The sequence below is a fragment of the Caballeronia sp. GAFFF1 genome, assembly GCF_023630705.1.
Lineage (GTDB): Bacteria > Pseudomonadota > Gammaproteobacteria > Burkholderiales > Burkholderiaceae > Caballeronia.
On sequence record NZ_JALQEM010000036.1, the window covers coordinates 76,263 to 101,564 of the forward strand.

Below are 25,302 nucleotides of genomic sequence, written 5' to 3' on the forward strand. Positions count from 1 at the left end.
CGGCCGCGTTCCGCCATTCTTCAGGGAGGGTTGCAGCATGGCGAGTACTTCAAGACTTCATCCGCTCACGTTCGGCACGGCCGTCGCGTTCATCGTGATCGGACTCGTGCTCGCCGCGGGCGGCGCGTATCTCGTGACGCTCAATGGATCGTGGTACTACGCGATCACCGGCGTGGCCATCGTGCTGACGGGTCTCCTCCTGCTCATCCGACGCCGCTCCGCGTTGCTGCTCTTCGCGCTCGTGCTGTTCGGATCGACGATCTGGGCGGTGTTCGAAGCGCGTTTCGACTTCTGGCAGCTTCTGCCGCGCTTGTGGATCTGGGTCTTGCTGGCGGTGTGGCTGCTCATTCCTTACGTGCATCGCGGCGCGCTGTTCGGTCCGCCTTCGACTGCGCGCGCTGCGCGCGTGCCGCTCGCGGCTGCGATCGTGCTGGCGTTGCTGCTCGGCATCGGCACGTACTTCACCGATCCGCACGATCGCGCGGGCAGCATCGACGTGAGCGTGGCCGCCGATCCGAACCAGCCCGACCTGAACGCGGCAACCGGACGGCAGCCCGGCGACTGGATCGACTATGGCGGCTCGCCGCTCGGACAGCGCTACGTGCCGCTCGCGCAGATCACGCCGCAGAACGCGCATCAGTTGAAAACGGCGTGGACGTTCCGCACCGGCGACATGCCCGGCCCCGACGATCCGACGGAGACGACCGACGAGAATACGCCGCTCAAAGTGGGCGACACGCTCTTTCTATGCACGCCGCATAGCAAGGTGTTCGCGCTCGATGCGGCGACCGGCAAGGAACGCTGGCACTTCGATCCGCAGATTCAGAGCGCGGTCGGGTTCAAGCATTGGGAGCACATGACCTGCCGGGGCGTCGCGTACTACGATCCGGCGATGCATGCGGCGGCGGCTTCGCCCGCGGCCGCGTCCGCGTCCGCCGCTTCGGAAGCGTCATCCGATGCGCAGGCGTCCGCGCCGGCCGCCACGAGCGACGGCGCGGCTTCCCTGCCCGCCGCGTCCAGCGATGCCGGTTCCACGCCGGCCGCATCGAGCGACGCCGCCGCCTCCGCGCCCGCGCAGACCGGCGACCAGACCGCCGCGCAACCGGCCGCGCAACCCGCCGCGCCTTCCAATGAATGCCCGCGCCGGCTCTTTCTCCCGACCGCCGATGCCCGCCTGATCGCGCTCGACGCCGACACGGGCAAGCCATGCGCGAGCTTCGGAAAGAACGGGACCATCGACTTGCGCATGAACATCGGGCCGTTCACGCCGGGCGGCTATTACTCGACATCGCCGCCGGCCGTCGCGCGTAATCTCGTGATCGTCGGCGGTCACGTGACGGACAACGAATCGAACAACGAGCCGTCCGGCGTGATCCGCGCGTACGACGTCAACGACGGCCATCTCGTCTGGAACTGGGATTCGGGCAACCCGGACGCCACCGAGCCGATCGCGCCCGGCGGAACCTACGTGCGCAACTCGCCGAACATGTGGTCGATCTTCAGCGTCGACGAAAAGCGCGGCATGCTCTATCTGCCGATGGGCAATCAGACGCCCGACCAATGGGGCGGCCAGCGCACGCAGCAGGCCGAGCGTTTCGGCGCGGGCGTCGTCGCGCTCGATCTCGCAACCGGCAAGCTGCGCTGGAACTATCAGTTCACGCACCATGACCTTTGGGACATGGACGTGGGCGGCCAGCCGACGCTCGTGGACCTGCAAACCGCGCAAGGCATGCAGCCGGCGCTGGTCGCGTCGACAAAGCAGGGCAGCCTCTACGTGCTGAACCGCGAAACCGCCCAGCCGATTATCCCGATCAACGAGGTGCAGGTGCCGCAAGGCGCGGCGCGAGGCGACCGCACGTCGCCGACGCAGGCCGTCTCCGCGCTCAATTTCAATCCGCCGCGCGTGCGGGAGGCGGACATGTGGGGCACGACGCCGTTCGATCAGCTCTGGTGCCGCATCAAGTTCAAGAGTCTGCGCTACGAGGGGCCGTTCACGCCGCCGTCCGAGCAGGGCACGCTGGTGTTTCCGGGCAATTTCGGGGTATTCGACTGGGGCGGCGTGTCGGTCGATCCGGTGCGGCAGATTCTGATCGCGAATCCGGATTACATGGCGTTCACGTCGAAGCTCATTGCGCGCGAAAAGCTGGACGAGCAGGCGGGCGAGAAGAAGGGCAGCGAGACGAGCGGCATCAAGCAGGCGCGCGGCACGCCGTTCGCGTTCGAGCTGAACGCGTTTCTGTCGCCGCTCGGCATTCCGTGTCAGGCGCCGCCGTGGGGGTATATCGCCGGTGTCGATTTGCGCACGGGCAAGATCGCGTGGCAACACAAGAACGGCACGATTCGCGACAAGGCGCCGCTGCCGATTCCAATGCCGCTCGGCGTGCCGAGCCTCGGCGGCACGATCGTGACGGCGGGCGGCGTCACCTTCCTGACGGGCACGCTCGATCAATACGTGCGCGCCTACGACGTGCGCAACGGCAACAAGCTATGGGAAGCGCGTCTGCCGGCAGGCGGCCAGGCAACCCCGATGAGCTACGCCGACGCGAGCGGCAAGCAGTACGTCGTGGTGACGGCGGGCGGGCATGGTTCGCTGGGAACCAAGGCGGGGGATTACGTAATCGCGTACACGCTGCCGTGAAGTCAGCGCAAGGGCGGCGGTGCATTGAACCGCCGCCCTGAGCGAATTTAGACCGCGCGGCGATAGGCTTCGGCCATCAGCGCGCTGACCTTGGCGCGAGCCTTGAGTGCGTCACGAACGGTGTCGGCGATCATCGAAAAAAGCGGGGCGAGGATTCCCATGGCAACTCCTTGAATGTGTGGCGTCTAGGTTAACTACCTAGGTAGTAACCCGAATATTAGCAGGTTTGATGCGACGCAGCAACCGAGCCCGCCGAGTGCTCGCTACGCTGAACGACTCACGGTGCGAAGTTCGCGCGATAATCGACTGAACCGCGTGCTTCGCTCGTTCCCAGAAGGAGAACGCACATGAGTCGGCATTTTTCGGGTCGCGCAGTGCTCTCCTTGCTTGGCGCGGCGATCGTCGCGGCGGCGATCGTCGTGGGATGCAGCGGGGGCGGTTCTTCATCGACGACGAGTTCCGTCGCGGCCGGCGGCAGTGCGGCGGCGCCGGCTTCGAGTTCTGCCCCGGCGTCGGGCGCGTCGGGCGCTTCCGGTGCGACCGCGGGCGGCACTCCGACGCAGCCGGTCACGCACCCGATGGACGTCGCCACGTATCACAACGACATCGCGCGCACCGGCCAGCAACTCTTCGAATCCGTGCTCACGCCCGCGAACGTCAACGCCGCCGCGTTCGGCAAGCTCGCCGTCTTCGCGGCGGACGGCCCCGTCGATGCGCAGCCGCTTTTCCTCGCCGCCGTGCCTATCGCGGGCGGCACGCACAACGTGCTGTATGTCGCGACCGAGAACGCGAGCGTCTTTGCGTTCGACGCGGACACCGGCGCCACGCTCTGGAAAGCGAGCACGCTTGCAAGCGGCGAGACGCCGAGCGACGACCACCGCTGCGGCCAGATCACGCCGACCATCGGCATCACGGCGACGCCGGTCATCGACCGCGCGCGCGGCGCGATGTATGTCGTCGGCATGTCGAAAGACGGCGCGGGGCGCTATCACCAGCGCATTCATGCGCTCGACATTGCCACGGGCGCCGAGCTTTTCGGCGGGCCGACGGAGATTGCGGCGTCGTATCCCGGCACCGGCGTGGGCAGCCAGAACGGACGCGTCGTCTTCGATCCGGGCCAATACGCCGAGCGCGCGTCGCTGCTGCTGCTGGGTGGCATCGTCTATACGGCGTGGACGTCGCATTGCGACATCATGCCGTACACCGGCTGGGTGATCGGCTACAACGCTAGCACGCTGCAACAGGCGAGCGTGCTGAACGTCACGCCCAACGGACAGATGGGCGCGATCTGGATGAGCGGCGCGGGCCTCGCTTCGGATGGCGCGTCCATCTATTTTCTCGATGCGAACGGCACCTTCGACGCGACGCTCGACGGGCAGGGCATGCCGATTCACGCCGATTTCGGCAACGGCTTCCTGAAGCTCGCGACGACGCCGACGCTCGCCGTCACCGACTACTTCCAGCCGTCGAACACGGTGCAGCAGTCGAGCGCGGACGAGGATCTCGGTTCCGGCGGCGCGCTCGTGCTGCCCGATCTTCCTGACGCAAGCGGCGCGATCCACCATCTCGCGCTCGGCGCGGGCAAGAACTCGGTGATCTACGTGGTCAACCGCGATTCGATGGGCAAGTTCGATTCGAACGCGGATCACATCTATCAGGAGGTCGTCGGGCAGATTCGCGGGCCGATGTTCGGCATGCCCGCGTACTTCAACCGGACCGTTTACTTCGGCGCGATTGGCGACAGCATCAAGGCGTTCACGATTACCGACGCGCGGCTCTCGTCCACGGCCGCGAGCCAGACGCCGACGAGCTTCGGTGCGCCGGGCGCGACGCCGAGCGTGTCGGCAAACGGCGCGGCGAACGGCATCGTGTGGGCGGCAGAGAACGGCACGATCGCGGCGCTGCATGCGTACGACGCGACGAATCTCGCGCGCGAGTTGTACAACAGCCGACAGGCCGGCGCGCGCGACCAGTTCGGCCAGGGCAACAAGTTCATCACGCCGACGATTGCGAACGGCAAGGTGTACGTGGGCACGCGAAGCGGCGTGGGTGTGTTCGGACTGCTTCCGCGATAGACCCGGTGCTGTCATCGCTTCGTCGAGAGTGAGAGAGATCGAATGAACGCATCGCAACGCATCGACCAGTTGATCGCCGAACTGACGGACTGGCGCGGGCAGACCTTCGCCCGTGTGCGCGAAAGCATCCTCGATGCCGATCCCGAGATCGTCGAGGAGTGGAAGTACATGGGAAGCCCAGTGTGGTATCGCGACGGCATGATCGCGGTCGCCAACGCGCACAAGGGCAAAGTGAAGGTGACGTTCGCTCATGGCGCGTCGATTGCCGATCCCGACGGGCTGTTCAACGCGGGACTGGAAGGCAACGCGCGACGCGCCATCGATTTCTTCGAAGGCGATACGGTCGATGCGGCGCGGCTATCGCGCTTGGTGCGCGCGGCGATCGAGTTCAATCAGGGGAAAGCGAAGAAGTCGGGGAAGTGAGGGCGGGTTGGGCCGCTTCTGGCGTGAGGTACCGGCTTGGCCGTGCCGCCTCGACCTGTTGCGCGTTCACCCCGGACGGCTCTGATGCAACTGCGACCGAAGCGTTCTCGTAGCCGGCCGGCGTTCGCGAAAGTGCGCACTTCGCCGCGCCGCTTCCCGGCCAACGTCAGTCAAGCGTCGTGAGGCGCGCTTCGCCCGTAGGAGCGAACCTCGGCAACTCCGGCCGCATCGACGGATGCGCTTCCATCGGCCAATCGCACCCTCACCAGCGCGCCTCCGACGTCCCCGGCGGCACCGACGCCCTGTCGTAGCCCGCCGGCGTGCGCGTGAGTTGCGCGCTCGGCCGCACCGCTTCCAGTTCGCCGAATCCCGATGGCACGCGCTCCAGAAACGCCGCGATATCCGGCTTCTTCGCGCCCAGACCACCCTCGATCCGGCCGAGCCCGCGCAGCCAGTGTCCCGTCTGCGCCAGCGATACCTCCACATGCCAGCTTCCGCCTTCCCGCTGCTGCTTCCACAGCGCTGCCGCGGCGCCGAACGCCATCAGAAAGCCTGTCGCCATGTCGAGCATCTGCATCGGCAGCGCGCGAGGCTTGCCTGCGCCTTCTGCCTCGCCTTCGGCCGCGTTGAAGCCCATCGCGGTCTGAACGAGCGAGTCGAAGCCGCGCCGCCCGGCCCACGGGCCCTTCGTCCCGTAAGCCGACAGCGACACCTGCACGATGCCCGGCCGCCGCGCCGCCAGTTCGTCCGGTCCGAAGCCGAGCGACGCCAGCCCGCCCGGCCGGTAGCCTTGCGAGAACACATGCGCCTCCCCGATCAGACGCCACAGCGCCGCGCGCCCGTCTTCCGAGCGCAAGTCGACATGGGCGGAGCGCTTGCCCCGGCTCGTATCGGCAATGGCGGAAATGTTCGGCAGATGCGGCGAATTCACGAGCATCACGTTAGCGCCGAACGCGGCGAGCGCGCGACCGCCGACCGGACCGGCCAGAATGCGCGTCAAATCGAGGACGCGCACGCCGGAGAGCGGACGCGCCGTTTCGGGAAGTGGGGCAAGCGTGAGCGGCGGCGCATCGCCGATGCGCGTGAACGTCATCAGCGGCTGCCCGGCGAGCGCCTGACCTTGCGGCGTCGCGTCCCATTCGTCGAAGCGGCGCAGCTTGGTGACGACGAGACTGCGTTGCGCGCAGGCCTCCTCGAAGTCGCCCGCGCGCCAGTGGACGAGCGCGCGCTCGGCCTCGGCGCGCGTCGCCGTGGCCGGATCGAGACCGAGCACGCGCAACGCGCCGTCCTGATGGTGCGCGAAGTTTGCATGGATGCGCACGTAGCCGTCGGCGCAGCGGTAGAGCCCGGAAAACGGGCCCCACGTTTCCGGCTCCTTGCCGTCGAGCGTGAAGTAGCCGGTGCATTCGACGGCCGCGTGCGTCATATCGACCGCCACGCGCTGACGCGGCGCGCCGCGGATATGCGCGAGCTCGCAGGCGGCGAGGGCCGCTGCGGCGATGGTGGACTGCGCGGCCGTGCCGACCGCGAAGGTCGAAGGAAAGACCGGATCGTGCCCGGTCAGGTCGACGAACGAGAGCGCATCGCCGGGCAGACCGGCGATGCGCCATAGGGAAGCGAGGGTTTCGAAGGAAGCGGTCATGATGGGAGCGCGGCGACGAAAGATGCGCCATTGTCGCGCCGATTGGCGTCGGCTTCCCGCTACAGTGTTATCCGCGCTTGCCGGGCCGCTGGGACGCGGCAGCCGTGCCGTGCCGCCGTTGCGCCCCGGGCTCAGCGCCTTCAGCCGCAGGCGTGCGACGTCGCCGGTTGCGGGTCTTGCCAGAGTGGCTTCGGTCGGGGCCGCGCCATGCCGCCGATTCTGCGCCCCGGGCGTAGCACCTTCAGCTTAAGGCGCGGCGCCGCCGGTTGCGCGTCTCGCCGCACCGGCCTCGGACCGAGCCGAGCCGGCGACGAATCCTGCGCGTGCGCGTAGCGCCTTCAGCCGCGGCCCGTGCCGCGTCGCCGGACGCGTCGGCCGTAGCTTCGACGCGATGAAGCCGCTTTCGGCGCAGGACGTGGTGTTCGGGCAATATGAAGCCAGCGCGGCGGGACCGGGTTATCGCGAAGAGCCGGGCGTCGCGAAGGACAGCCGCACCGAAACCTGTGCGGCGGCGCGCGTCTTCATGGAAAACTGGCGCTGGGCCGGCGGCTTCAGTCCAAGCCGCGCCGTGCCGCCGATTCCGCGCCCCGCCGCAGCGAACCCGGCATGTCGCCTAGTCGACGATGCCCCTGCCCGCGATATCGAGCGGCGAGCACCCGCGCTCGATCACGTATCACCCGCGCCGCGTCGCCAGTTCCGCGCCCTGACGCAGCGCTTCCAGCATGCTGCCTTCATCGGCAATGCCCTTGCCCGCGATATCGAACGCTGTGCCGTGATCCACCGACGTGCGGATCACATCCAGCCCGACGGTCACGTTCACGCCCGCTTCGAGCCCGAGCACCTTCACGGGGCCGTGTCCCTGATCGTGATACATCGCCACGACGAGATCGAAGTCGCCGCGCCCCGCGCGATAGAACAGCGTGTCGGCGGGCAGCGGGCCGGTCACGTCGAGACCGCGTTCCTGCAAGGCCTTCACCGCCGGGATGATCTTCTCCTCTTCCTCGCCATAGCCGAAAAGGCCGTTCTCGCCCGCATGCGGATTGATCCCGCACACGCCGATGCGCGGCCTCTCGATGCCTGCCTTCTTCAGCGTCGCGTCGCCGCGCTCGATGGTGCGCTGCACGAGCCCCGGCTCGATCTTGCGGATCGCGTCGATGATGCCGATGTGCGTCGTCACGTGAATCACGCGCAGCTTCGGCGCGACCAGCATCATCGACACTTCGTCCACGCCCGTCAGATGCGCGAGCATCTCCGTGTGTCCCGGAAACTTGTGGCCGCCCGCGTGCAACGCTTCCTTGTTGAGCGGCGCGGTGCAGATGGCGTCGATCTGATTGGCCTGCGCCAGTTCGACCGCGCGGGCGATATAGCGGTAAGCGGCGTCGCCCGCGACCGGCGAGAGCTGGCCGAACGGCAGGTCGTCGGGAATCAGCCCGAGGTCGATGCAGTCGATCACGCCCGGTTCATAACGCGCCTCGGACGCGTCCTCGACGCGCCGCACGGTGGCCTTCACGCCGGTGATCTCGATGGCGCGCTCGAGGCGGCGCGCATCGCCGATCACGAGCGGACGGCACTGCTGGTAGACGGTGTCGTGCGCGAGGCTCTTGACGACGATTTCCGGGCCCACGCCGCTCGCGTCGCCCATCGTGATGCCGATTACGGGAAGATAGTTGGTCATGGTGATTGATAGATGTTGAGGGTTCGCGTGGTTTCTAGCGGGCGGCAACGGGCGAGGCCGCTGCGGCGTGTTCGTTCGAGAGGCCGCGCAGATGCCGGTACGCGCCATACAGCGCGTGCTCGCTGCCGAACGCGCCTGCCTTCGTGACGATGGCCGCGCCGCCCGCCGTGTCGCCCGCCGTGTTTGATGCGCCCGTCGTGGCCCGGCCGAGCGCGACGCCGGCTTCGATTTCGCGCACGAGTTCGAGGCTGCCGACGTTCGCGGCCGCGAGCATCGCGCGGGCGGTTTCGCCGCCGGTCGCGATCAGGCCGCCCAGCGCGTCGAAATGCGGCGCGACGAGCGCGGCAAGGGCAGTGGAAAGGCGCGCGCCTTCGGCGGGATCGAAGGCATCGTCGCGTCCGATTCGCACGATCAGATCCTGCCCGCCGCGCAAGGTTTCGCCGATGCGCTCGCCCCACGCGCGCCAGTCCGCGTGACGGTCGCCGTCGCGCAGCACCGCCGGCGGCAGGATAAATTCGACGATGCCCGCTTCGGTGCGCAGCATCGCGCATTGCCGCTCGGACACCGCCGACAGACTGCCGACCAGCGCGAGCACCGGGCCGCGCGCCACGTCTGCTGACGCATGCCGCGCCGCCGGCGCCTGGTCCGCAGCCGCTGCGAAGAGATCGGGCAGCGCCGCGAGTTCGCGCGCAAGTCCGCCCGAGCCGACCCAGAAGAACGGCGTATCGAGCGATGCGGTGATGCGCGCGAGCGCGGCGAGATCGTCGCTGGTTCCGGCATCGACGATCAACGCGCCGATGCCTTCTGCCGCCGCCGTCGCGATGATCGCGGCGAGTGACTGCGGCTCGCCGCGCAGCGTGTCGAGCGCGACGTGGGCGGTCGAAAGGCCCGCCGCCTCGAGCATCGGCCCGAGGCGCGCGTCGCGCCCGGCGTGTTCGAGCTGCCACGTTTCCGTCTCTTCGAGCTGCACGCCATGCACGAACACGATGCCGTCGCGCACGGCGCGGCCCGTGGCCGGAAACGCGGGCGCGACGATCGCCGGCCCGGCGAGACGCGCGAGCGCCGCGACTTCCGCGGTCCAGTTGCCGCGCAGCGTCGAATCGATTTTCTTGTACAGACGCCGGCCGGGCGCGCGCAGCGCCTGCCACGCATCGGCCACGCGCGCGCCGGCGTCGGCAGGCGCGAGACGGCGCGTGTCGGTGTCGGCGGCGATCACGGTGGCGTCGTCGAAGGGCGATGCGACGTCCAGCGTCACGACCGTCTTGCGCCCCGACGCCGCGAACGCGATGGCGCAGTCGGCAGCGCCCGAGAGGTCATCGGCCAGAATCAGCATGCTTGCTGCCTGGGCAGGCTGCGCGCTCATTGCGTGGCTCCCCGCTTGTCCCGCGCGCCGACCGCCACGCGCGCTTCGCTGCGTGCGTTCACGCGCTTGGCAATCGCGGCCGTGACGATCGGCGTGACGATGGCCGTCACGACCACGCATGCCGCGACGAGCAGCGTCGCGGACTTCGCCGCCGATTCGTAGACCGGATTGGCCGCCGCGATCAGCGCGGGAACCGCCGCCGCATTGCCTGCGGTATTGGCCGCCGCCGCGCCCGCCACGCCGGTGCCGCCCGTCAGACGGTCCGCGAAGTAGAGCGGAATGCCCGTCACGACGACCACCGCGAGCCCGAGCCCGATGCCGAGCAGCCCGGCCTGCCAGACCTTGTGCAAGTCGAGGCTCGCGCCCAGCGCCAGCGCGAAGAACGGGATCATCACCGGAACCGCGCGGCCGAGGAAGTCGCGCATGTCGCGGTCCAGATTGCCGAGCAACATGCCGATGGCGAGCGGCAGAATGCTGCCGACGAGCGTCGGCCACGGAAACGCCGAGAGGCCCGCGACGCCGAGCGTGACCATCGTGAGGAACGGACCCGATTCGAGCGACATGATCGTGTATGCGCCAACGTCTTCCGAGCGTCCGTACTGGCCCATCAGCGCCATGTAGAGGCCGCCGTTCGTGTCGTTCATCGCGGCGACGACGGCCAGCGTCGAGAGGCCTGCGAACATGCCGGAGCTGATCGGCTGCTCGCCGAGAAAATGCCCGAGCACGATGCCCGTCAGAATCGCCATGCCGACTTTCGTGGCGAAGAGCGCGCCGCCTTTCTTGAGCAGGTAGGGCGTCGCTTTCACGTCGATGCCCGCGCCCATGCAGACATAGAAGACCGCGAGAATCGGCAGCGCGCCGGTGAAGAGCGCGTTCGTGAACGAGCCGAAGAACTTCGGCATGCCCGGCAGGAACGTCGCGATGAGCGAGCCGATCAGAAGCGGAACGATCATCATGCCGCCGGGTACGCGCTCCACCGCGCGTTTGATGGGAATCTGGGCCATGGGTGTCTCCAGGAGGATCTTGTCTGGTTCGATCAAGAAATGATTACATCGATCATTTCCAAGTGTATCGTTTGATCGAATCACGCGCAATTCGACGCCTCTAGGCGTTTACACTGATCGAACCGCGCAAACGTTATGACAATTAATGATCGAACCGATCAAAATCGGTAGCGCGCGCTTTTGAAAACTCGATCAGCATTGCCCGCGCCCGAAAGCGCCGCCCGATTCGCTAAACTTGCGGACCGCCGCACGCAGCACGCGTCATCACGCTCAATCGAACAGGAACCGCATGAAAGTCGAGAAACGCCGCGAAGCCATGTTGAAGGCCGTGCTGTCCGGCATGAACGATGTGGCCGCGCTGTGCGAGCACTTCGGCATGTCGGAGGCGACGGTGCGGCGCGACCTGCGCGCGCTCGCCGAAGAACGCCGCATCGTGCGCACGTACGGCGGCGCGGCGTCGGTGGGCGTGCACGAGCCGGAGGAATCGCTCGATACGCGGCGGGGAAGTTTTCGGGAACAGAAGGAAGCCATCGCGCGGGCGGCGGCGCGGCATGTGCAGGACGGCGACACGCTCTTTCTCGACGGCGGCACGACGACCGCCGCGCTCGCGCGCTGCCTCGCGGGACGCAAGGACATTCAGGTCGTGACGAATAATCTGCTGGCGGTCAGCGCGCTCGCGTCGGCGGACGTGCGCGTGACGCTGATCGGCGGCGACGTGCGGCCGTCCAGCATGAGCACGCTCGGACCTATTGCGCAGCTTGCGCTGTCGCGCGTCACTTATGACCTGGCTTTTCTGGGCGCGGACGGCGTGGTGGCGGGCCGCGGGCTATGCGAAGCCACGGCGGAGCAGGCGTTTCTGAAAGAGTGCATCGTCGCGCAGGCGGCGAGCGTGTTCGTGCTCGTCACATCCGACAAGCTCGGGCGCGCGAGCCAGCAGCACTGGACGCCGCTCGAGCGAGACTGGACGCTCATCACCGATTCGCTGGCTGACCCGGCCGCCGCGAGCCGCTTCACGGAGCGCGGGAACGTGACTGTCGAGCGCGCGGAGAGCGAAGCGCGCTAGCAGCCCGCTCCGGTTTCATTTGGCGGCGAGCGCGAGCACCGCTTCCACTTCGTCGAGATCCACGGGCTTGACGAGATGCGCATCGAAGCCGGCAGCGCGCGTGCGGGCGATGTCTTCGTCCGACCCGAGCCCGGTCATGGCGGCGACAATCACATGTTTGCCGCCGTCGCTGCTCGCCTGCTCGCGGATGCCGCGAATCACGTCGAAGCCCGTGAGCCCCGGCATCGACAGGTCCAGCAGCACGACCTGCGGCCGGCGCGCGCCGAACTGCTGCAACGCCTCTTCGCCGTCGTAGGCCGAGCGCGCGGTGTGACCGAGCATGTCGACGAGCAGCGTCATGCTGTCGGCGGAATCGCGATTGTCGTCCACCACGAGCACTTCCAGTTGCCGATCTGCCGATGCCGCGGGCTGCGCCGGCGTCGCTCCGATGTCCGCGGGCGCCTGCGCGAGCGGCAGCCACAGCGTGAACGCGCTGCCCTTGCCGGTGCCGCCGCTCTTCGCCTCGACGTGGCCGCCGTGCAGTTCCGCGATCGCGCGCACGAGCGTGAGGCCGATGCCGAGCCCGCCTTCGTCGAGATGCGCGCCCGGCGGATGCTCCTGCACGAACAGATCGAAGACCGTGGCGAGCGCATCGGCGGAAATGCCGCGTCCCTGATCGGTCACTCGCAGCATCGCCGCATTGCCGCGCGGGCCGACTTCGAGCGTGACCGTCGACCCGGGCGGGCTGAACTTGGATGCGTTGTTGAGCAGATTGTTGAGCGCCTGAACGAGCCGCGTGGAATCGCCGTTCACGTGCATGCGCTGGCCGCTCTCCTCGACCGCGAGGTGCTGGCCGCGCGCGTCGAACAACGGCTGGCTCGCTTCAACGCTCAGATGCACGACATCCGCGATATCGACGATTTCCGTCGAGAGACGAATCTTGCCCGAACTGACGCGGCCCGCTTCGAGCAGATCGTCGACGAGCTTCGTCAGGTGCGCGAGCTGCCGGTCGACGATCAGCCGGCTGCGGTTGACGTCGGGATCGTCGGACGCCTTCAGCTTCAGAATGCTCACGGCGTTGCGTATCGGCGCGAGCGGATTGCGCAACTCGTGACCGAGCAGCGCGAGAAATTCATTCATGCGCCGGCTCGACGCTTCGAGTTCTTCCAGGCGGCGGCGCGCGGTCATGTCGCGCGTGATCGCGACGAAGTTCTGCTCGCGGCCATTGGTGGACGGCAGCGCGCTCAGAATGGCATGCGCCCAGAACGCGGAGCCGTCCTTGCGCACGCGCCAGTCTTCATGCTCCACGCGGCCGTTTTCGCTCGCGCGGCGCAGCGCCTCGTCGGGACGGTCGCGGCCCAGTTCGTCGGGCGGATAGAAGAGCGCGAAATGCCGCCCGACCGCTTCTTCCGCCGTGTAACCGTAAAGAGCGCGAGCGCCATCGTTCCACGATTGCACGATGCCGTGCCGGTCCAGCATGCAAATCGCGTAATCGCTGACCGAATCAATCAGAAGGCGCAGGCGCTGGTTCGCTTCGGTCGCGCGCAGCCGGTCCGTGACGTCGTGGATGAAGCACGCGAACTGGCGCTGGCCGTCGAACCATACTTCGCTCACCGTCAGTTCGGCCGCGAACTCGGTGCCGTCGCGACGCAGCGCCGGAAGTTGAATGCGGTTATTGATGACGCGGGCTTCGCCGGTGGCGAGATAGCGCGTGAAGCCGGTGCGATGCGCGTCGCGAAGACGCTCGGGCACGATCAGTTGCGCCAGTTCCCGGTTCACCGCCTCTTGCGCGCGCCAGCCGAAGAGCGACGCCGCGGCCTCGTTCCAGTCGACGATCATGCCGGCTTCGTCCATCGAAATGAAGGCGACGTTCGCGTTGTCGATCACGGTGCGGCGGCGGCGCAGCGCATCGGCGAGCTTTTTCTCGTACTCCGCGCGCAGCGACGATTCCACGCTTAAGTCCGCGCTCACGCTCGCGTTGGCCGCCACGAGCTGGCGATTTTCCTGCGCCGCTTCCTCGCGGGCGATGGTTTCCGCGATGCACGCGCAAAACGCGTTCAGGATGGCGATGTCGGACTGGTCGAACTGGTCCGGCTCGCCGGAGATGAGCTTGAGCACCGCCACCGAGCGGCCGTCGTAGATAACCGGCGCAACCACCATGGAAATGGCGCCGACCGCCTGACAAGCCGCGCGATCCACGCGATGGTCGTTTGCAGTATTGCGGCTGATGAGCGCCTGCTGACGCGTGATGCACAGGCCCGACAGACTGCCGGCGCTCGGCAGCCGGACGCCGACGTGCTGCGCGGCCGCGCCGCTCGCTGCGCAATAGACGAGCTGATCGTCTTCGATCCACTCGACGACAGCGGACGCGACGGCCGCGACTTCGCGCAAGGTGTCCGTGACTTTTTGCAGATACGCCGGCAGTGGCAGGCGCGAATGCGCAAGACTGGCGAACGTCGCGAACCACCGCTGGAAATGCGCCTGACGCTGGCGATCGGGCTTGTGCCTCATATCGGATGCGGAAGCCTCATACTGGAAACGCATAGCTCTTTATCCCATCGATGAAGCGCGGAATAGGGCGCGCGGGGAAGTCGGCGTATCGGTGGCAGAAGGGCCTCAATTGAAACACAAATGAATCGCAAACGTTTGCCTAAAACCCCGGCTTTTCGTGTTACGAAAAAAGGGGTGCGGTAAGCGTTTCTCGCCAGCCGTGATTGCGTATTTTGTGCATGCAACGCGCGGCGCGTCGGTAATCTCGTCCGTTGGCAAACAGAGCGCTCATGCGCCCACAGCGCGTCCCGCTTTGGTGATCTCTTCCATCAATAACCGCACGCCGGGCGATAACGGCGCATCGCGTCGCGTGACCATTTCGTACGGCTCGCTCTTCGACGAAAACGCGAGCGGCAGCGTGCACACGACGCCATGCGCCGTACAGAAGCGCGCGACATCGACCGATACCAGCGCCACCAGCGACGGATTCTTTTGCAAGAGCGCGAGCGTCGCGAACGCCGAGGTCGTTTCCAGCAGATGCGCCGGAAAGCGCAGTCCTGCGTCGTGGAACTCGCGTTCGAGCAGAAGACGCATCGGCATGTTCGCGCGATACACGACCCAGCGGTGCCTCGCCAGATCCTTGAGCGCCACGCGCCGCCGCTTCGCGAGCGGATGCGCGGTATTGGCGATGACGGCAAGCGTCTCCTGCTGCACGACCACGCTGTCGTAGAGATACGGCGTCTGGCTCACGCTCGTGCGACAGACCGCGACGTCGAGCCGGCCCGCGTCGATGAGACCGAGCAGCGTCGCGCTCGTGTCCTCGACGATCTCGACCGACATCTCCGGCTGACGCGCGCCGAGCGCCGTGATGGCGTCGGTGACGAGCGGCACCGCGCCCATGATGACGCCCACCGACACGCGCCCGCCAAAGCCGCGCATGATGCCGACGATCTCTTCGCGCAGATGCGCGAGGTCCGTCTGAATGAGCCGTGCATAGCGAATCACGCAATGTCCGACGGCGTTGGGCTCGAGGCCCCGATGCGTGCGCACGAAAAGCGGCGTGCCGAACGTGGTTTCGATCTCATGCAGCGACTTGCTCACGCCCGGTTGCGTGAGGGCGAGCTGGCTCGCCGCGCCTTGCAGTGAACCGCGTTCTTCGAGCGCAATGAGAAGACGCAGTTGCCTCAAGTGCAGCCGTGAAAGAATCGAATTGAGCGATGGCGTCATGTTGCGGTTTGACTTGAGGAAAAATTATACCCCTATCACATGCCGTCAGTATCGCGGACGCACAGCGCTACGTATACTCAGCCGACGCGCCTATAACTTCCTCATCTCGCCATGCCGCTCATCAATTACATCACGCAGATCCAGTTCGACTTCAACGCCGTGCGCCTCCTTGCCGGCGAGTGCGAACGTATCGGTATCCGACGTCCGCTCATCGTGACGGATGCAGGTATTCGCGCTGCGGGCCTGCTCGACAAGATCGTGGATGCGCTCGGTCCCACGTTCGACGCGCCGGTGTTCGACGCGACGCCGCCGAATCCCAACGAAGCCGCCGTGCGCGCGGCGGTCGAGCTGTATCGCTCGAACGGGTGCGATGGCGTGATCGCGGCAGGCGGCGGCTCGTCGATCGATCTGGCGAAGGGCGTCGCGGTCTGCGCGACGCATGAAGGACCGCTGCAGAGCTTCGCCGTGATCGAGGGCGGGCTAGCGCGCATCACGGCGGCGACCGCGCCGGTCATCGCCATTCCCACGACGGCGGGAACGGGCAGCGAAGTGGGTCGCGGCGCGATCCTCATTCTGGATGACGGCCGCAAGGTCGGCGTGATCTCGCCGCATGTGGTGCCGAAAGTCGCCATCTGCGATCCCGAGCTGACGCTCGGCCTGCCGCCGATGCTCACCGCCGCGACCGGCATGGACGCCATCGCGCATTGCCTCGAAACGTTCATGGCGCCGGCGTTCAACGCGCCCGCCGACGGCATCGCGCTCGACGGCCTGTGGCGCGCATGGCGATACATCGAGCGGGCGACGCGCGACGGCTCCGACCGCGCCGCGCGCTGGAACATGATGAGCGCGTCGATGCAGGGCGCGCTCGCGTTCCAGAAGGGCCTCGGCTGCGTCCATAGCCTGAGTCATTCGCTCGGCGGCATCAATCCGAAGCTGCACCACGGCACGCTGAACGCTATCTTCTTGCCGGCGGTGATCGCGTTCAACCGCAGCGCGCCGTCGATGCAGGAAGAAGGCAAGCTCGACCGCATCGCGCAGGCGATGGGTCTGGCATCCGGCGACGAAGTCGGCGACGCGATCCGGGCGATGACCGCTACGCTCGGCCTGCCGCGCGGTTTGGCGGAACTGGGCGTCACGCGCGACCTGTTCCCGCACATCATCGCCGGCGCGATGAAGGATCACAGCCACAAGACGAACCCGCGCGAGGCGACAAGCGACGACTACGCCGCCATGCTGGAAGCGTCGATGTAACGCGTGTCCGAAGCGGCGAATGGCGGATTTGCGGCATTGCAACAGAGAACTAGGGAAAACCCCTAGGCTCTGTTACAATAGCGTGCAAATTCAGGAAGAAACGCCATGCGCCACCGCTATATCATTCTCGAAAAGATCGCTTTTACGTTGCTCACGCTGTCCGCAGTCGTCGATGCCAGCTACATCACCTGGGAAGAGCACCCCAACTTCCGCGAAAACGTCACGGAATTCGTCCAGAAGAGTTCAGAGCTGAATTACGCGACCGCCACGGTCGACGGCTCGACCCTGATGCCGATGGCTTTCAACTAAGCGGCCTCGCAGCTGCCCGCCGCTTCCGAAGCGGCGGGCTCAAGCATTCCCCTCCCGCATACCCGCTATTCGGTCCGCCGTCGCACGGCGCGCGCCGCTTGTCCTATGCTGGCTGCTTCCGTTCAACGCAGCCGCCGCGCATGTCCACCGTTCTTCGTTCCGATGCCCTTCTCGGCGGAACCCTCTTCAGCTTCGCACGCAGCATCGGGCAGATTATCCTCCAGCGGAACGCCGCAACCGGCGCGCTCGTGTTGGCGGGCGTGCTCTGCGCGAGCCCGCGCCTTGCCTGCGGCTTGCTGATTGGCGCGCTCGCGGGGAAGGTCGTGACGCTCATCGCCGAACCTGCCGATTCGCCCGCCGTGCGCGACGACCTCTACGGTTTCAACGGCGCGCTCGCGGCGCTGGCCGCCTTCACCTTCATTCGGGACACGTCGCAGGCGGCGGCCGTCGCGATCCTCGCCGCCGTCTTTGCGACGATGCTCGCGGGCACGCTCGCGCGCGGCCTGTCGCGCTGGAACTTGCCGATTCTGTCGAGCCCGGCGATCATCGTCACCTGGTGCTGGATGCCGCTTCTGGCCGACCGGGGCGAAGTCGGCGCGCTGGGGCCCGTCGCCAAGAGTCTCGACGCACTGATCGAGGCCGCTTTCGCGGGACTCGCGCCCATCGTGTTTGCATCCGGGGCGCTCGCGGGCGGATTGATCGCCGTGGGACTCCTGGCCGCGCGGCCCGCGCGCGCGGGCTGGGCGCTCACGGGCAGCGCGTTGGGCGCGGCGCTGCACGGCCTGGGCGGCGCGAACGACGCCGTGCTGCTGTCGGGCGCCTGCGGCTTCAACGCGGCGCTGGTGGCGCTGGCTGCCGCGCCGCTCGGTGCGCGGCATGCGTTCATCGGCATTGCGGTTGCGGTGGTGATCGAGCGCATCGCGGATAGCGCCGGCATCGCTGCACTGACCGCGCCGTTCGTGCTGGCGTCGTGGGCGGTGATTGCGCTCGCGCGCAGGCTGGAAGCGGCGTCGCGGAACAACGTGCTTCATTCAAGGCCGGAGTCAGCCGTCGAGCCTTGATTACGGTGGCGCGCCGACGCGGCTGGTGGCTTCGCATCGAACTCGAGTACGGTCGGGCTAAAGAGTCAGGCATTGGCCAGGGTAAGGCGCTAACGCGCTAGGTTCTTGCCGACAGCTTTGCGTGGAGCCGCGGTGCGGCGCGAAGCGCCAGCGCGGACCGGCAGTTTTGCACCCGGCCAGAGCAAAGCGCTAACGCGCCAATGCTTGCCGACAGGTTCGCGCAGAGCCACGGTGCGGCGCGAAGCGCCAACTGTGGCGAATCACTCTGCATGGGGCAAGAGTAGGGCGCTAAACCGCGAGCTCTGGCCAGCCGCTCTGCATGAAGCGAAAGCAAGCGCAAGAGCGCCCAATCTGCCCGACCGCTCTGCATCGGGCCAGATAAGGCGCTGAAGCGCCGATTCTGGCTCACAGGAGACCCCTATGTCATTCACTCACACCCCTGAGCGCCGTATCGACGACAACGCGCCGCGTTCCGCCGCCGAAGCGGCCACGCGCGTCGAGTTGGCCGCCGCGTATCGGCTCGTCGCGCTAAACGGCTGGGATGACGTCGTCTATACGCACATTTCCGCGAGCGTGCCGGGCGAGCCGGGGCGCTTTCTGATCAATCCGTTCGGGCTCGCGTTCGATGAGGTCACCGCGTCCAATCTCGTGAAGATCGACATAGAAGGCAACGTGATCGGCGAAAGCGCGCACAGTGTCAACGCCACCGGCTTCGCGCTACACGCCGCCGTGCATGCCGCGCGAGCCGACGCCGCGTGCGTGATGCATCTGCATGTGCGCGAAGTCATCGCCGTATCGGCGCAACCGCATGGTCTGCTGCCGGCGTCGCAGCACGCGATGCGCTTTCACGGCCATCTCGCGTATCACGATTACGAGGGCCTCGCGTTCTCGCCGGCCGAAGGCGAGCGGCTCGTCGCGAGCCTCGGCGGGCATCGCGCGATGCTGTTGCGAAATCACGGCCCGCTCACGCTCGGGCGCACCATCGCGGAAGCCTATGTGCTCATGGACACGCTCGTGAAAGCCTGCGACATTCAATTGCGCGCGCTGGCCGGTGTCGGCAAGATGATCGTGCCGACGCCCGACGTCGTGGCACGCACCGCGGCGCAGCTGCATGACGACGACGCCATAGAAGGCGCGCTCGAATGGCCCGCGCTCTTGCGCAAGATCGACCGCATCGATCCGTCTTACCGCCATTGACTATTCAAGAGGAGAGCGAAGCAATGCCGACTTTCAACATCCAGCTTTTCGAAGGCCGCACGGTGGAAGAAAAGCGCAAGTTCGTCGAGGCGATCACGCGAACCACGTGCGAAACGCTCGGCTGCGAGCCGGGATCGGTGGACATCATCCTGACCGACGTGAAGCGCGAGAACTGGGCGACGGCCGGCAAGCTGTGGTCGGACCAATAGGCCGCAAGAAGAACGCAGCAGCATCGCGCTGCTGCGTTCACGCGAAGACTACTGCGTCTCTTTCGCGGCCAGCCGGAACTTGTGCAAGAGCGGTTCCGTGTAGCCGTTCGGCTGCGTGCGGCCTTCGAACACCAGCGCGCACGCGGCCTTGAACGCGTACGAGCTGTCGAACGCGGGCGCCATCGGACGATAGTACGGATCGGCGTCGTTCTGCTTGTCGACGACGGCGGCCATGCGCTCCAGCGTCTGGCGCACCTGCTCCTCCGTGACGATGCCGTGCCGCAGCCAGTTCGCGATGTGCTGGCTCGAAATGCGCAGCGTCGCGCGATCTTCCATCAGGCCGACATCATGAATGTCCGGCACCTTCGAGCAGCCGACGCCCTGATCGATCCAGCGCACCACGTAGCCGAGAATGCCTTGCGCGTTGTTCTCGATCTCGTTGCGGATATCGTCTTCCGTCCACGACGGATTCTCGACGACCGGAATGGTCAGGAGTCCGTCGAGAAGCCCGTTCTTCACGCTTTCGTAGTCGATGCTTTCCATCTCCTGCTGAACCTGCTGCACATCGACTTGATGGTAATGCAGCGCGTGCAGCGTCGCGGCGGTGGGCGACGGCACCCACGCGGTGTTCGCGCCGGCTTTCGGATGCGCGATCTTCTGTTCGAGCATCGCGTGCATCAGGTCCGGCATGGCCCACATGCCCTTGCCGATCTGCGCGCGCCCGCGCAAGCCGGCGTTCAGGCCGACGAGCACGTTGTTGCGCTCGTACGCGCTGATCCACGCCGACGACTTCATGTCGCCCTTGCGCATCATCGGGCCGGCTTCCATCGACGAATGCATCTCGTCGCCGGTGCGGTCCAGAAAGCCCGTGTTGATGAACGCGACGCGCGCGCTCGCCGCCGCGATACACGCCTTGAGGTTGACGCTGGTGCGCCGCTCCTCGTCCATGATGCCCATCTTGATGGTGTGACGCGGCAGGCCGAGCAGATCTTCCACGCGTGTGAAGAGCTCGTCCGAAAACGCCACTTCGGCAGGCCCGTGCATCTTCGGCTTCACGATATAGATGGAGCCGGTGCGCGAGTTGATCTTGTTCTTGAGATCGTGCATGGCGCCGAGCGTCGTCATCACCGCATCGAGGATGCCTTCGGGCACTTCGTTGCCGTCGCGATCCAGCACGGCGGGGTTCGTCATCAGATGCCCGACATTGCGAATGAAAAGCAGCGAGCGGCCATGCAGCTTGAGCGTGGAGCCGTTCGGCGCGGTGTATTGGCGGTCCGGGTTCAGGCTGCGCGTGAAGGTCTTGCCGTTCTTCGTGACCTGCTCCGACAGTTGGCCCTTCATCAAGCCGAGCCAGTTGCGGTAGAGCTGCGTCTTGTCGGCGGCATCCACGGCCGCGACCGAATCTTCGCAGTCGATGATCGTGCTCACGGCCGCTTCGATCAGCAGGTCCTTGACGTGCGCCGCGTCGGTCTTGCCGATGGAGTCGTTCGCGTCGATCTGAATCTCGATATGCAGGTCGTTGTGCTTGAGCAGCACGGCGTGCGGCGCGCTCGCATCGCCCTGAAAACCCGCGAACTGTTCCGGATTCGCGAGGCTGCTCTTGCCATCACGCAAGGTCACGACCAGTTGGCCGCGCTCGACGCTGTACTTCGTGGCGTCGGCGTGCGAGCCGTGCGCGAGCGGCGCGTTGTCGTCGAGGAACGCGCGCGCGTAGGCGATGACTTTCGCGCCGCGCTTCGGGTTGAACTCGGCGGTGCGCTCGGCGCCGTCGCTTTCGTCTATGGCGTCGGTGCCGTAAAGCGCGTCGTACAGGCTGCCCCAGCGCGCGTTCGCGGCGTTGAGCGCATAGCGCAGATTCGACAGCGGCACGACGAGCTGCGGGCCGGCCTGCTCGGCAATCTCGCGGTCCACGTTCGCCGTGGTCGCGCGCACATGCGCGGGCGCGGGAACGATATAGCCGATCTCCTCCAGGAACTTGCGATACGCGCGCAGATCGCGCACCGGGCCGGGATTGCTGCGGTGCCAGTTGTCGAGTTCGCTCTGCATGCGGTCCCGTTCGGCGAGCAACGCGCGGTTCTTCGGCGCGAGGTCGTGCACGAGTGCATCGAACCCTTGCCAGAAGGCTGCGGCATCGACGCCCGTGCCGGGAATCGCTTCTTCTTCGACGAACTTGGCGAGGCTCGATGCGACCTTCAGGCCGTGCTGTTGAATCATGTCGTTCATGGGCACTCCGGCTGATTGCTGCTTAAAAGAATGGGGGCGGGGTGGCTTATGGTAGCGCGGATCGAGGGCGGGATCGAATCTTGACCGCGCGCAAGCGATGTGCCTGCGCGGGCGGCATTAGGCTGTCGAAGAGAAATGTTGGATCAGTCCGGCCCGTCGCGGGCAATGCGCGACCGGGCCGGGGGATGACTACGCGCCGAGCAGATCCTCGATCATGACCGGCAGTTTCCTGACCCGCACGCCGGTCGCGTGGTAGACCGCTCCGGTGATGGCCGCCGCGATGCCCGCAAGCCCGATCTCCGCGATACCCCGCGCGCCGAGTTCGTTGAACACCGTATCGGGATGGTCGAGGAAAGTCACATCGAGGCGGGGCGTGTCCGCATGCGTCGCGACCACGTAATCGGCCAGATTGTTGTTGACCGGCGCGCCGCTGCGCTCGTCGTAGACCGTGTGCTCGAAAAGCGCCATGCCGACGCCCATCACCACTGCGCCTTCCACCTGATTGCGCGCGGCACGCGGATTGAGAATCTTGCCGCCGTCTATCACGGTGACCACGCGGCTCACGCGCAGCCGCGCCGTCTCCGGCTCCCACGTCACTTCCGCGAAATGCGCGCCGTACGAGTGAATAGACCACTCCTTCTTGAGCGGATCGTCGAAGCCGCCTTTCGCGCTCGCGCTGCCCGACGCCGCGTGCATGCGCGCCGCCTCCAGAATGCGCGGAAACGGCACGCCGTTCTCCGGCGCTTCGTTCTTGCGATGCACCCGCGCGTGGCTGAACGCGAGTTCGTCCGCCTTCGCGCCCGCGAACGGCGAGCCCTCCGCCGCCGCTGCCCGCGAGAGCACCATCTCGACGGCGGCGCGCGTTGCGTCCATCACGGCGGGAATCACCGATGCCGTCGCCGCCGATCCGCCGGAGATCGGGCCGAGCGGCAACGCGGTGTCGCCGAGGCCGACTTCGATTCTGTCGAGCGCGATGCCGGTCTGCTCCGCGACGAGCTGAGCGAGGATCGTGTACGTGCCCGTGCCGATGTCCTGCGTGCCGCACACGACGCGCGCCGTTCCGTCCGCGCGAAGATCGACGCTCGCTTCCGCCGAGAAGCGCAGCCCCGGCCAGCTGCACGCGCCGACGCCCCAGCCGAGCGTGAGTCCGTCGCGCTTCATCGAGCCGACTTCCGGCGTGCGCTGCGACCAGCCGAAGCGTTCCGCGCCCGTCTTCAGACATTCGACGAGATGCCGCGACGAAAACGGCAAGCCGCTGCTTTCATCGAGAGAAGGTTCGTTGCGCAGGCGCAATTCGACCGGGTCCATCTTCAGCGCAATGGCGAGCTCGTCTATCGCGGATTCCAGCGCGTAAAGGCCGGGCACCGCGCCCGGGCCGCGCATCGACGTGGGCGAGCCGACGTGGCGCTTGACCGTGCCGCCCGTCACGCGCAGATTCGCCGTGCTGTACATGTGCGGCGTGGCTTCGCCGCAGTCTTCGGTGTAGTCGTCGGCGAGCGCGCTGTGATTCAGGAAGTCGTGCTGCAAGGACACGAGCTTGCCATCCTGCGTCGCCGCGAGCCGCACGCGCTGCTGCGTCACCGGACGATGCCCGACGTTCTGGAACATCATCTTGCGGCTCACGACGAGCTTCACCGGCCGGCCGGTCAGACGCGTCGCGGCGGCGGCGAGCAGCGAATGCGGCCACATCCACAACTTGCCGCCGAAGCCCGAGCCGAGATAGCGCGAGATCACGCGCACCTTCTCTTTCGGCACGCCGAGCATCTGCACGAGCGTCCCGCGATGGTTGGACACCGCCTGACTCGTCTCGTAAAACGTGTAGCTCTCGCCGTCCCATTGCGCAATGGTCGAATGCAGCTCGATCGGATTATGCGTCTCGACGGGCGTGACATACGTCTCGTCGATCTTCACCGGCGCGCTGGCGAACGCGCCGTCCGGATCGCCGCGTTCGCTCGCGACCTTGGGCGCCTTGTCGGGTGTCAGCGCGGCGCTGACATCGTGCGGCGCGACTTCGTAGCCGACCTTGATCGCAGCGGCCGCCGCGCTCGCGGCTTCGAACGTGACCGCGATCACGCACGCGACGTATTGCCCGTAATAACGAATGACGTCGTCTTCGAACGGCGGGCGCTGTTCATCGACATAACCGTTCTCGAACGAGTTGCCGGGGATGCGATACAGACGCCCGATATTGCCGCGATGCAGAACGAGCTTCACGCCCGGCATCGCTTCGGCGGCGGCGAATTCTAGCGACGTGATCCTGCCGCTCGCGATGGTGCTACAGACCGGCACGGCGTACAGCATGCCGGGCAGATCGACATCGGATGTGTAAGTCGCGCGGCCGCAGACCTTGAGCGGTCCGTCGATGCGCGACTGCGGCCGTCCGATGACGCCGTTCGGTGACGGCTGAATGTCTGGCGCAGTGGACATGGGTCGGTTCCTCCATCAGGTTCAGACGGGTTCAGACGGATTCAGGATGCTTGCGTGGCGAGCTTCAGCGCATGCACGATGCAGCGCTTCGCCAGCTCCACCTTGAAGGCGTTGCCGCTTTGCGGCTTCGCGTCGGCGAGCGCGGCGTCGGCGGCGCGGCGGAAGGCCGCTTCGTCGGGCGCGGCGTTCAGCAGTTCGTTTTCGGCTTCGCGCGCGCGCCAGGGCTTCGTCGCGACGCCGCCCAAGCCGACGCGAACATGCGCGATGCGTCCGTCGCTCACGCCGATGACAATGGCGGCAGAGGCCAGCGCGAATTCGTACGAAGCGCGGTCGCGCAGCTTCAGATACAGCGAACGTGTGCCCGCGACCGGCGGCGGCAGCGTCACGTGCGTGATGAGATCGCCGGGTTCGAGCACGGTCTCGCGATCGGGCGTCGAACCGGGCAGCAGATGGAAGTCGTCGAATGCGATCGCGCGTTGGCCTCGCGCGCCTTCGACGTGAACCGTCGCTTCCAGCGCGGCGAGCGCCACATTCATGTCCGACGGATTGCTCGCGATGCACGCTTCGCTCGTGCCGAGAATCGCCTGCGTGCGGTTGAAGCCGCCGATGGCTGCGCAGCCCGTGCCCGGCTCGCGCTTGTTGCAGGGCGACGCGGTATCGCGGAAATAGACGCAGCGCGTGCGCTGCAACAGGTTGCCGCCGGTCGTCGCCATGTTGCGTAGCTGAACGGACGCGCCCGACAGCACCGCCTGCGAAAGCACCGTATAACGCTCGCGTATCAGCGGATGATGCGCGAGATCCGAATTGCGCGAGGTCGCGCCGATGCGCACGCCGCCGTCGTCCGTCGCTTCGATCTTGTCGAGCGGCAAACGGCTGATGTCGACGATGCGCGCGGGCTGCTCGACGTTGAGCTTCATCAGGTCGATGAGCGTCGTGCCGCCCGCGAGAAATCGCACTTCCGCGCCTTGCTGCGCGGTATGCGCCGTCGCGCCCGTGTGGATGGCGTCAGGCAGGTCGCGCGCGCGGGAAAGCTGGAACATTTCCAT

The 25,302-nt window shown here is 66.7% G+C and carries 18 protein-coding genes and 1 pseudogene; 10 read left to right on the forward strand and 9 right to left on the reverse strand.

The annotated features are described in order from the left end of the window. The first annotated feature begins 37 nt into the window (after positions 1-37). From NCR37_RS21350 to NCR37_RS21360, 3 genes are all read left to right on the forward strand, one after another. Complete coding sequence (locus tag NCR37_RS21350; RefSeq protein ID WP_250474821.1) at positions 38-2,638, forward strand: glucose/quinate/shikimate family membrane-bound PQQ-dependent dehydrogenase; 2,601 nt, start codon at positions 38-40, stop codon at positions 2,636-2,638. A gap of 347 nt (positions 2,639-2,985) precedes the next feature. Continuing rightward, on the forward strand, positions 2,986-4,713 hold the full coding sequence (locus tag NCR37_RS21355; protein ID WP_250474822.1) for an outer membrane protein assembly factor BamB family protein: 1,728 nt from the start codon (positions 2,986-2,988) through the stop codon (positions 4,711-4,713). A 42-nt stretch (positions 4,714-4,755) separates the two neighbouring features. Continuing rightward, positions 4,756-5,136: a DUF1801 domain-containing protein gene (locus tag NCR37_RS21360; RefSeq protein WP_250474823.1), complete on the forward strand. Its 381-nt coding sequence runs from the start codon at positions 4,756-4,758 to the stop codon at positions 5,134-5,136. A 262-nt stretch (positions 5,137-5,398) separates the two neighbouring features. Here NCR37_RS21360 and NCR37_RS21365 read toward each other — a convergent pair whose 3' ends face one another. After that, positions 5,399-6,778: a CoA transferase gene (locus NCR37_RS21365; RefSeq protein ID WP_250474824.1), complete on the reverse strand. Its 1,380-nt coding sequence runs from the start codon at positions 6,776-6,778 to the stop codon at positions 5,399-5,401. Between the two features lie 382 nt (positions 6,779-7,160). Here NCR37_RS21365 and NCR37_RS21370 point away from each other — a divergent pair. Continuing rightward, positions 7,161-7,325 (forward strand): annotated as a pseudogene (locus NCR37_RS21370) (glucose-6-phosphate dehydrogenase); the annotation flags it as partial. Between the two features lie 126 nt (positions 7,326-7,451). Here the strand turns inward: NCR37_RS21370 and pdxA are convergent. The 3 genes from pdxA to NCR37_RS21385 are packed head-to-tail and all read right to left on the reverse strand — an operon-like array spanning position 7,452 to position 10,820. Beyond that, a complete protein-coding gene (pdxA, locus tag NCR37_RS21375) occupies positions 7,452-8,453 on the reverse strand; it encodes a 4-hydroxythreonine-4-phosphate dehydrogenase PdxA (RefSeq protein WP_250474825.1) in 1,002 nt (333 codons plus the stop codon). 34 nt (positions 8,454-8,487) lie between these two features. Further along, the gene (locus tag NCR37_RS21380) at positions 8,488-9,816 is read right to left on the reverse strand and encodes a four-carbon acid sugar kinase family protein (protein ID WP_250474826.1); all 1,329 of its coding nucleotides are present in this window, start codon (positions 9,814-9,816) and stop codon (positions 8,488-8,490) included. Then, positions 9,813-10,820: a 2-keto-3-deoxygluconate permease gene (locus NCR37_RS21385; protein ID WP_250474827.1), complete on the reverse strand. Its 1,008-nt coding sequence runs from the start codon at positions 10,818-10,820 to the stop codon at positions 9,813-9,815. Before NCR37_RS21385 ends, NCR37_RS21380 begins: the two co-directional genes overlap by 4 nt. A 289-nt stretch (positions 10,821-11,109) precedes the next feature. Here NCR37_RS21385 and NCR37_RS21390 point away from each other — a divergent pair, with 289 nt between their 5' ends. Then, the gene (locus tag NCR37_RS21390; protein ID WP_250474828.1) at positions 11,110-11,883 is read left to right on the forward strand and encodes a DeoR/GlpR family DNA-binding transcription regulator; all 774 of its coding nucleotides are present in this window, start codon (positions 11,110-11,112) and stop codon (positions 11,881-11,883) included. Positions 11,884-11,898: 15 nt separating this feature from the next. Here the strand turns inward: NCR37_RS21390 and NCR37_RS21395 are convergent, their stop codons facing one another. Both NCR37_RS21395 and NCR37_RS21400 read right to left on the reverse strand, forming a co-directional pair. Further along, a complete protein-coding gene (locus NCR37_RS21395) occupies positions 11,899-14,373 on the reverse strand; it encodes a hybrid sensor histidine kinase/response regulator (protein ID WP_250474829.1) in 2,475 nt (824 codons plus the stop codon). A 267-nt stretch (positions 14,374-14,640) separates the two neighbouring features. Continuing rightward, complete coding sequence (locus NCR37_RS21400; RefSeq protein ID WP_250474830.1) at positions 14,641-15,579, reverse strand: LysR family transcriptional regulator; 939 nt, start codon at positions 15,577-15,579, stop codon at positions 14,641-14,643. 111 nt (positions 15,580-15,690) lie between these two features. Here NCR37_RS21400 and gbd point away from each other — a divergent pair, with 111 nt between their 5' ends. The 5 genes from gbd to NCR37_RS21425 all read left to right on the forward strand — a co-directional run bounded on the left by gbd (position 15,691) and on the right by NCR37_RS21425 (position 19,606). Next, positions 15,691-16,830, forward strand: coding sequence for a 4-hydroxybutyrate dehydrogenase (gene gbd / locus NCR37_RS21405; RefSeq protein WP_250474831.1), 1,140 nt, complete (start codon positions 15,691-15,693; stop codon positions 16,828-16,830). A gap of 105 nt (positions 16,831-16,935) precedes the next feature. After that, complete coding sequence (locus NCR37_RS21410; RefSeq protein ID WP_248324604.1) at positions 16,936-17,139, forward strand: hypothetical protein; 204 nt, start codon at positions 16,936-16,938, stop codon at positions 17,137-17,139. Between the two features lie 140 nt (positions 17,140-17,279). Continuing rightward, entirely contained in the window at positions 17,280-18,200 is a 921-nt protein-coding gene (locus NCR37_RS21415) for an urea transporter (RefSeq protein ID WP_250474832.1), read from the forward strand. Positions 18,201-18,620: 420 nt separating this feature from the next. Beyond that, positions 18,621-19,397 carry a class II aldolase/adducin family protein gene (locus tag NCR37_RS21420; RefSeq protein WP_250474833.1) on the forward strand — a complete coding sequence of 259 codons (777 nt, stop codon included), beginning with the start codon at positions 18,621-18,623 and terminating at the stop codon, positions 19,395-19,397. Between the two features lie 23 nt (positions 19,398-19,420). Beyond that, on the forward strand, positions 19,421-19,606 hold the full coding sequence (locus NCR37_RS21425; RefSeq protein WP_175945609.1) for a 4-oxalocrotonate tautomerase: 186 nt from the start codon (positions 19,421-19,423) through the stop codon (positions 19,604-19,606). A gap of 48 nt (positions 19,607-19,654) precedes the next feature. On the opposite strand, the gene NCR37_RS21430 is transcribed toward NCR37_RS21425, so the two are convergent. The 3 genes from NCR37_RS21430 to NCR37_RS21440 form a co-directional block, all read right to left on the reverse strand. Next, a complete protein-coding gene (locus tag NCR37_RS21430) occupies positions 19,655-21,829 on the reverse strand; it encodes a malate synthase G (RefSeq protein WP_250474834.1) in 2,175 nt (724 codons plus the stop codon). 189 nt (positions 21,830-22,018) lie between these two features. After that, complete coding sequence (locus NCR37_RS21435) at positions 22,019-24,256, reverse strand: xanthine dehydrogenase family protein molybdopterin-binding subunit (protein ID WP_250474835.1); 2,238 nt, start codon at positions 24,254-24,256, stop codon at positions 22,019-22,021. A gap of 41 nt (positions 24,257-24,297) precedes the next feature. After that, complete coding sequence (locus tag NCR37_RS21440) at positions 24,298-25,302, reverse strand: FAD binding domain-containing protein (protein WP_284506965.1); 1,005 nt, start codon at positions 25,300-25,302, stop codon at positions 24,298-24,300.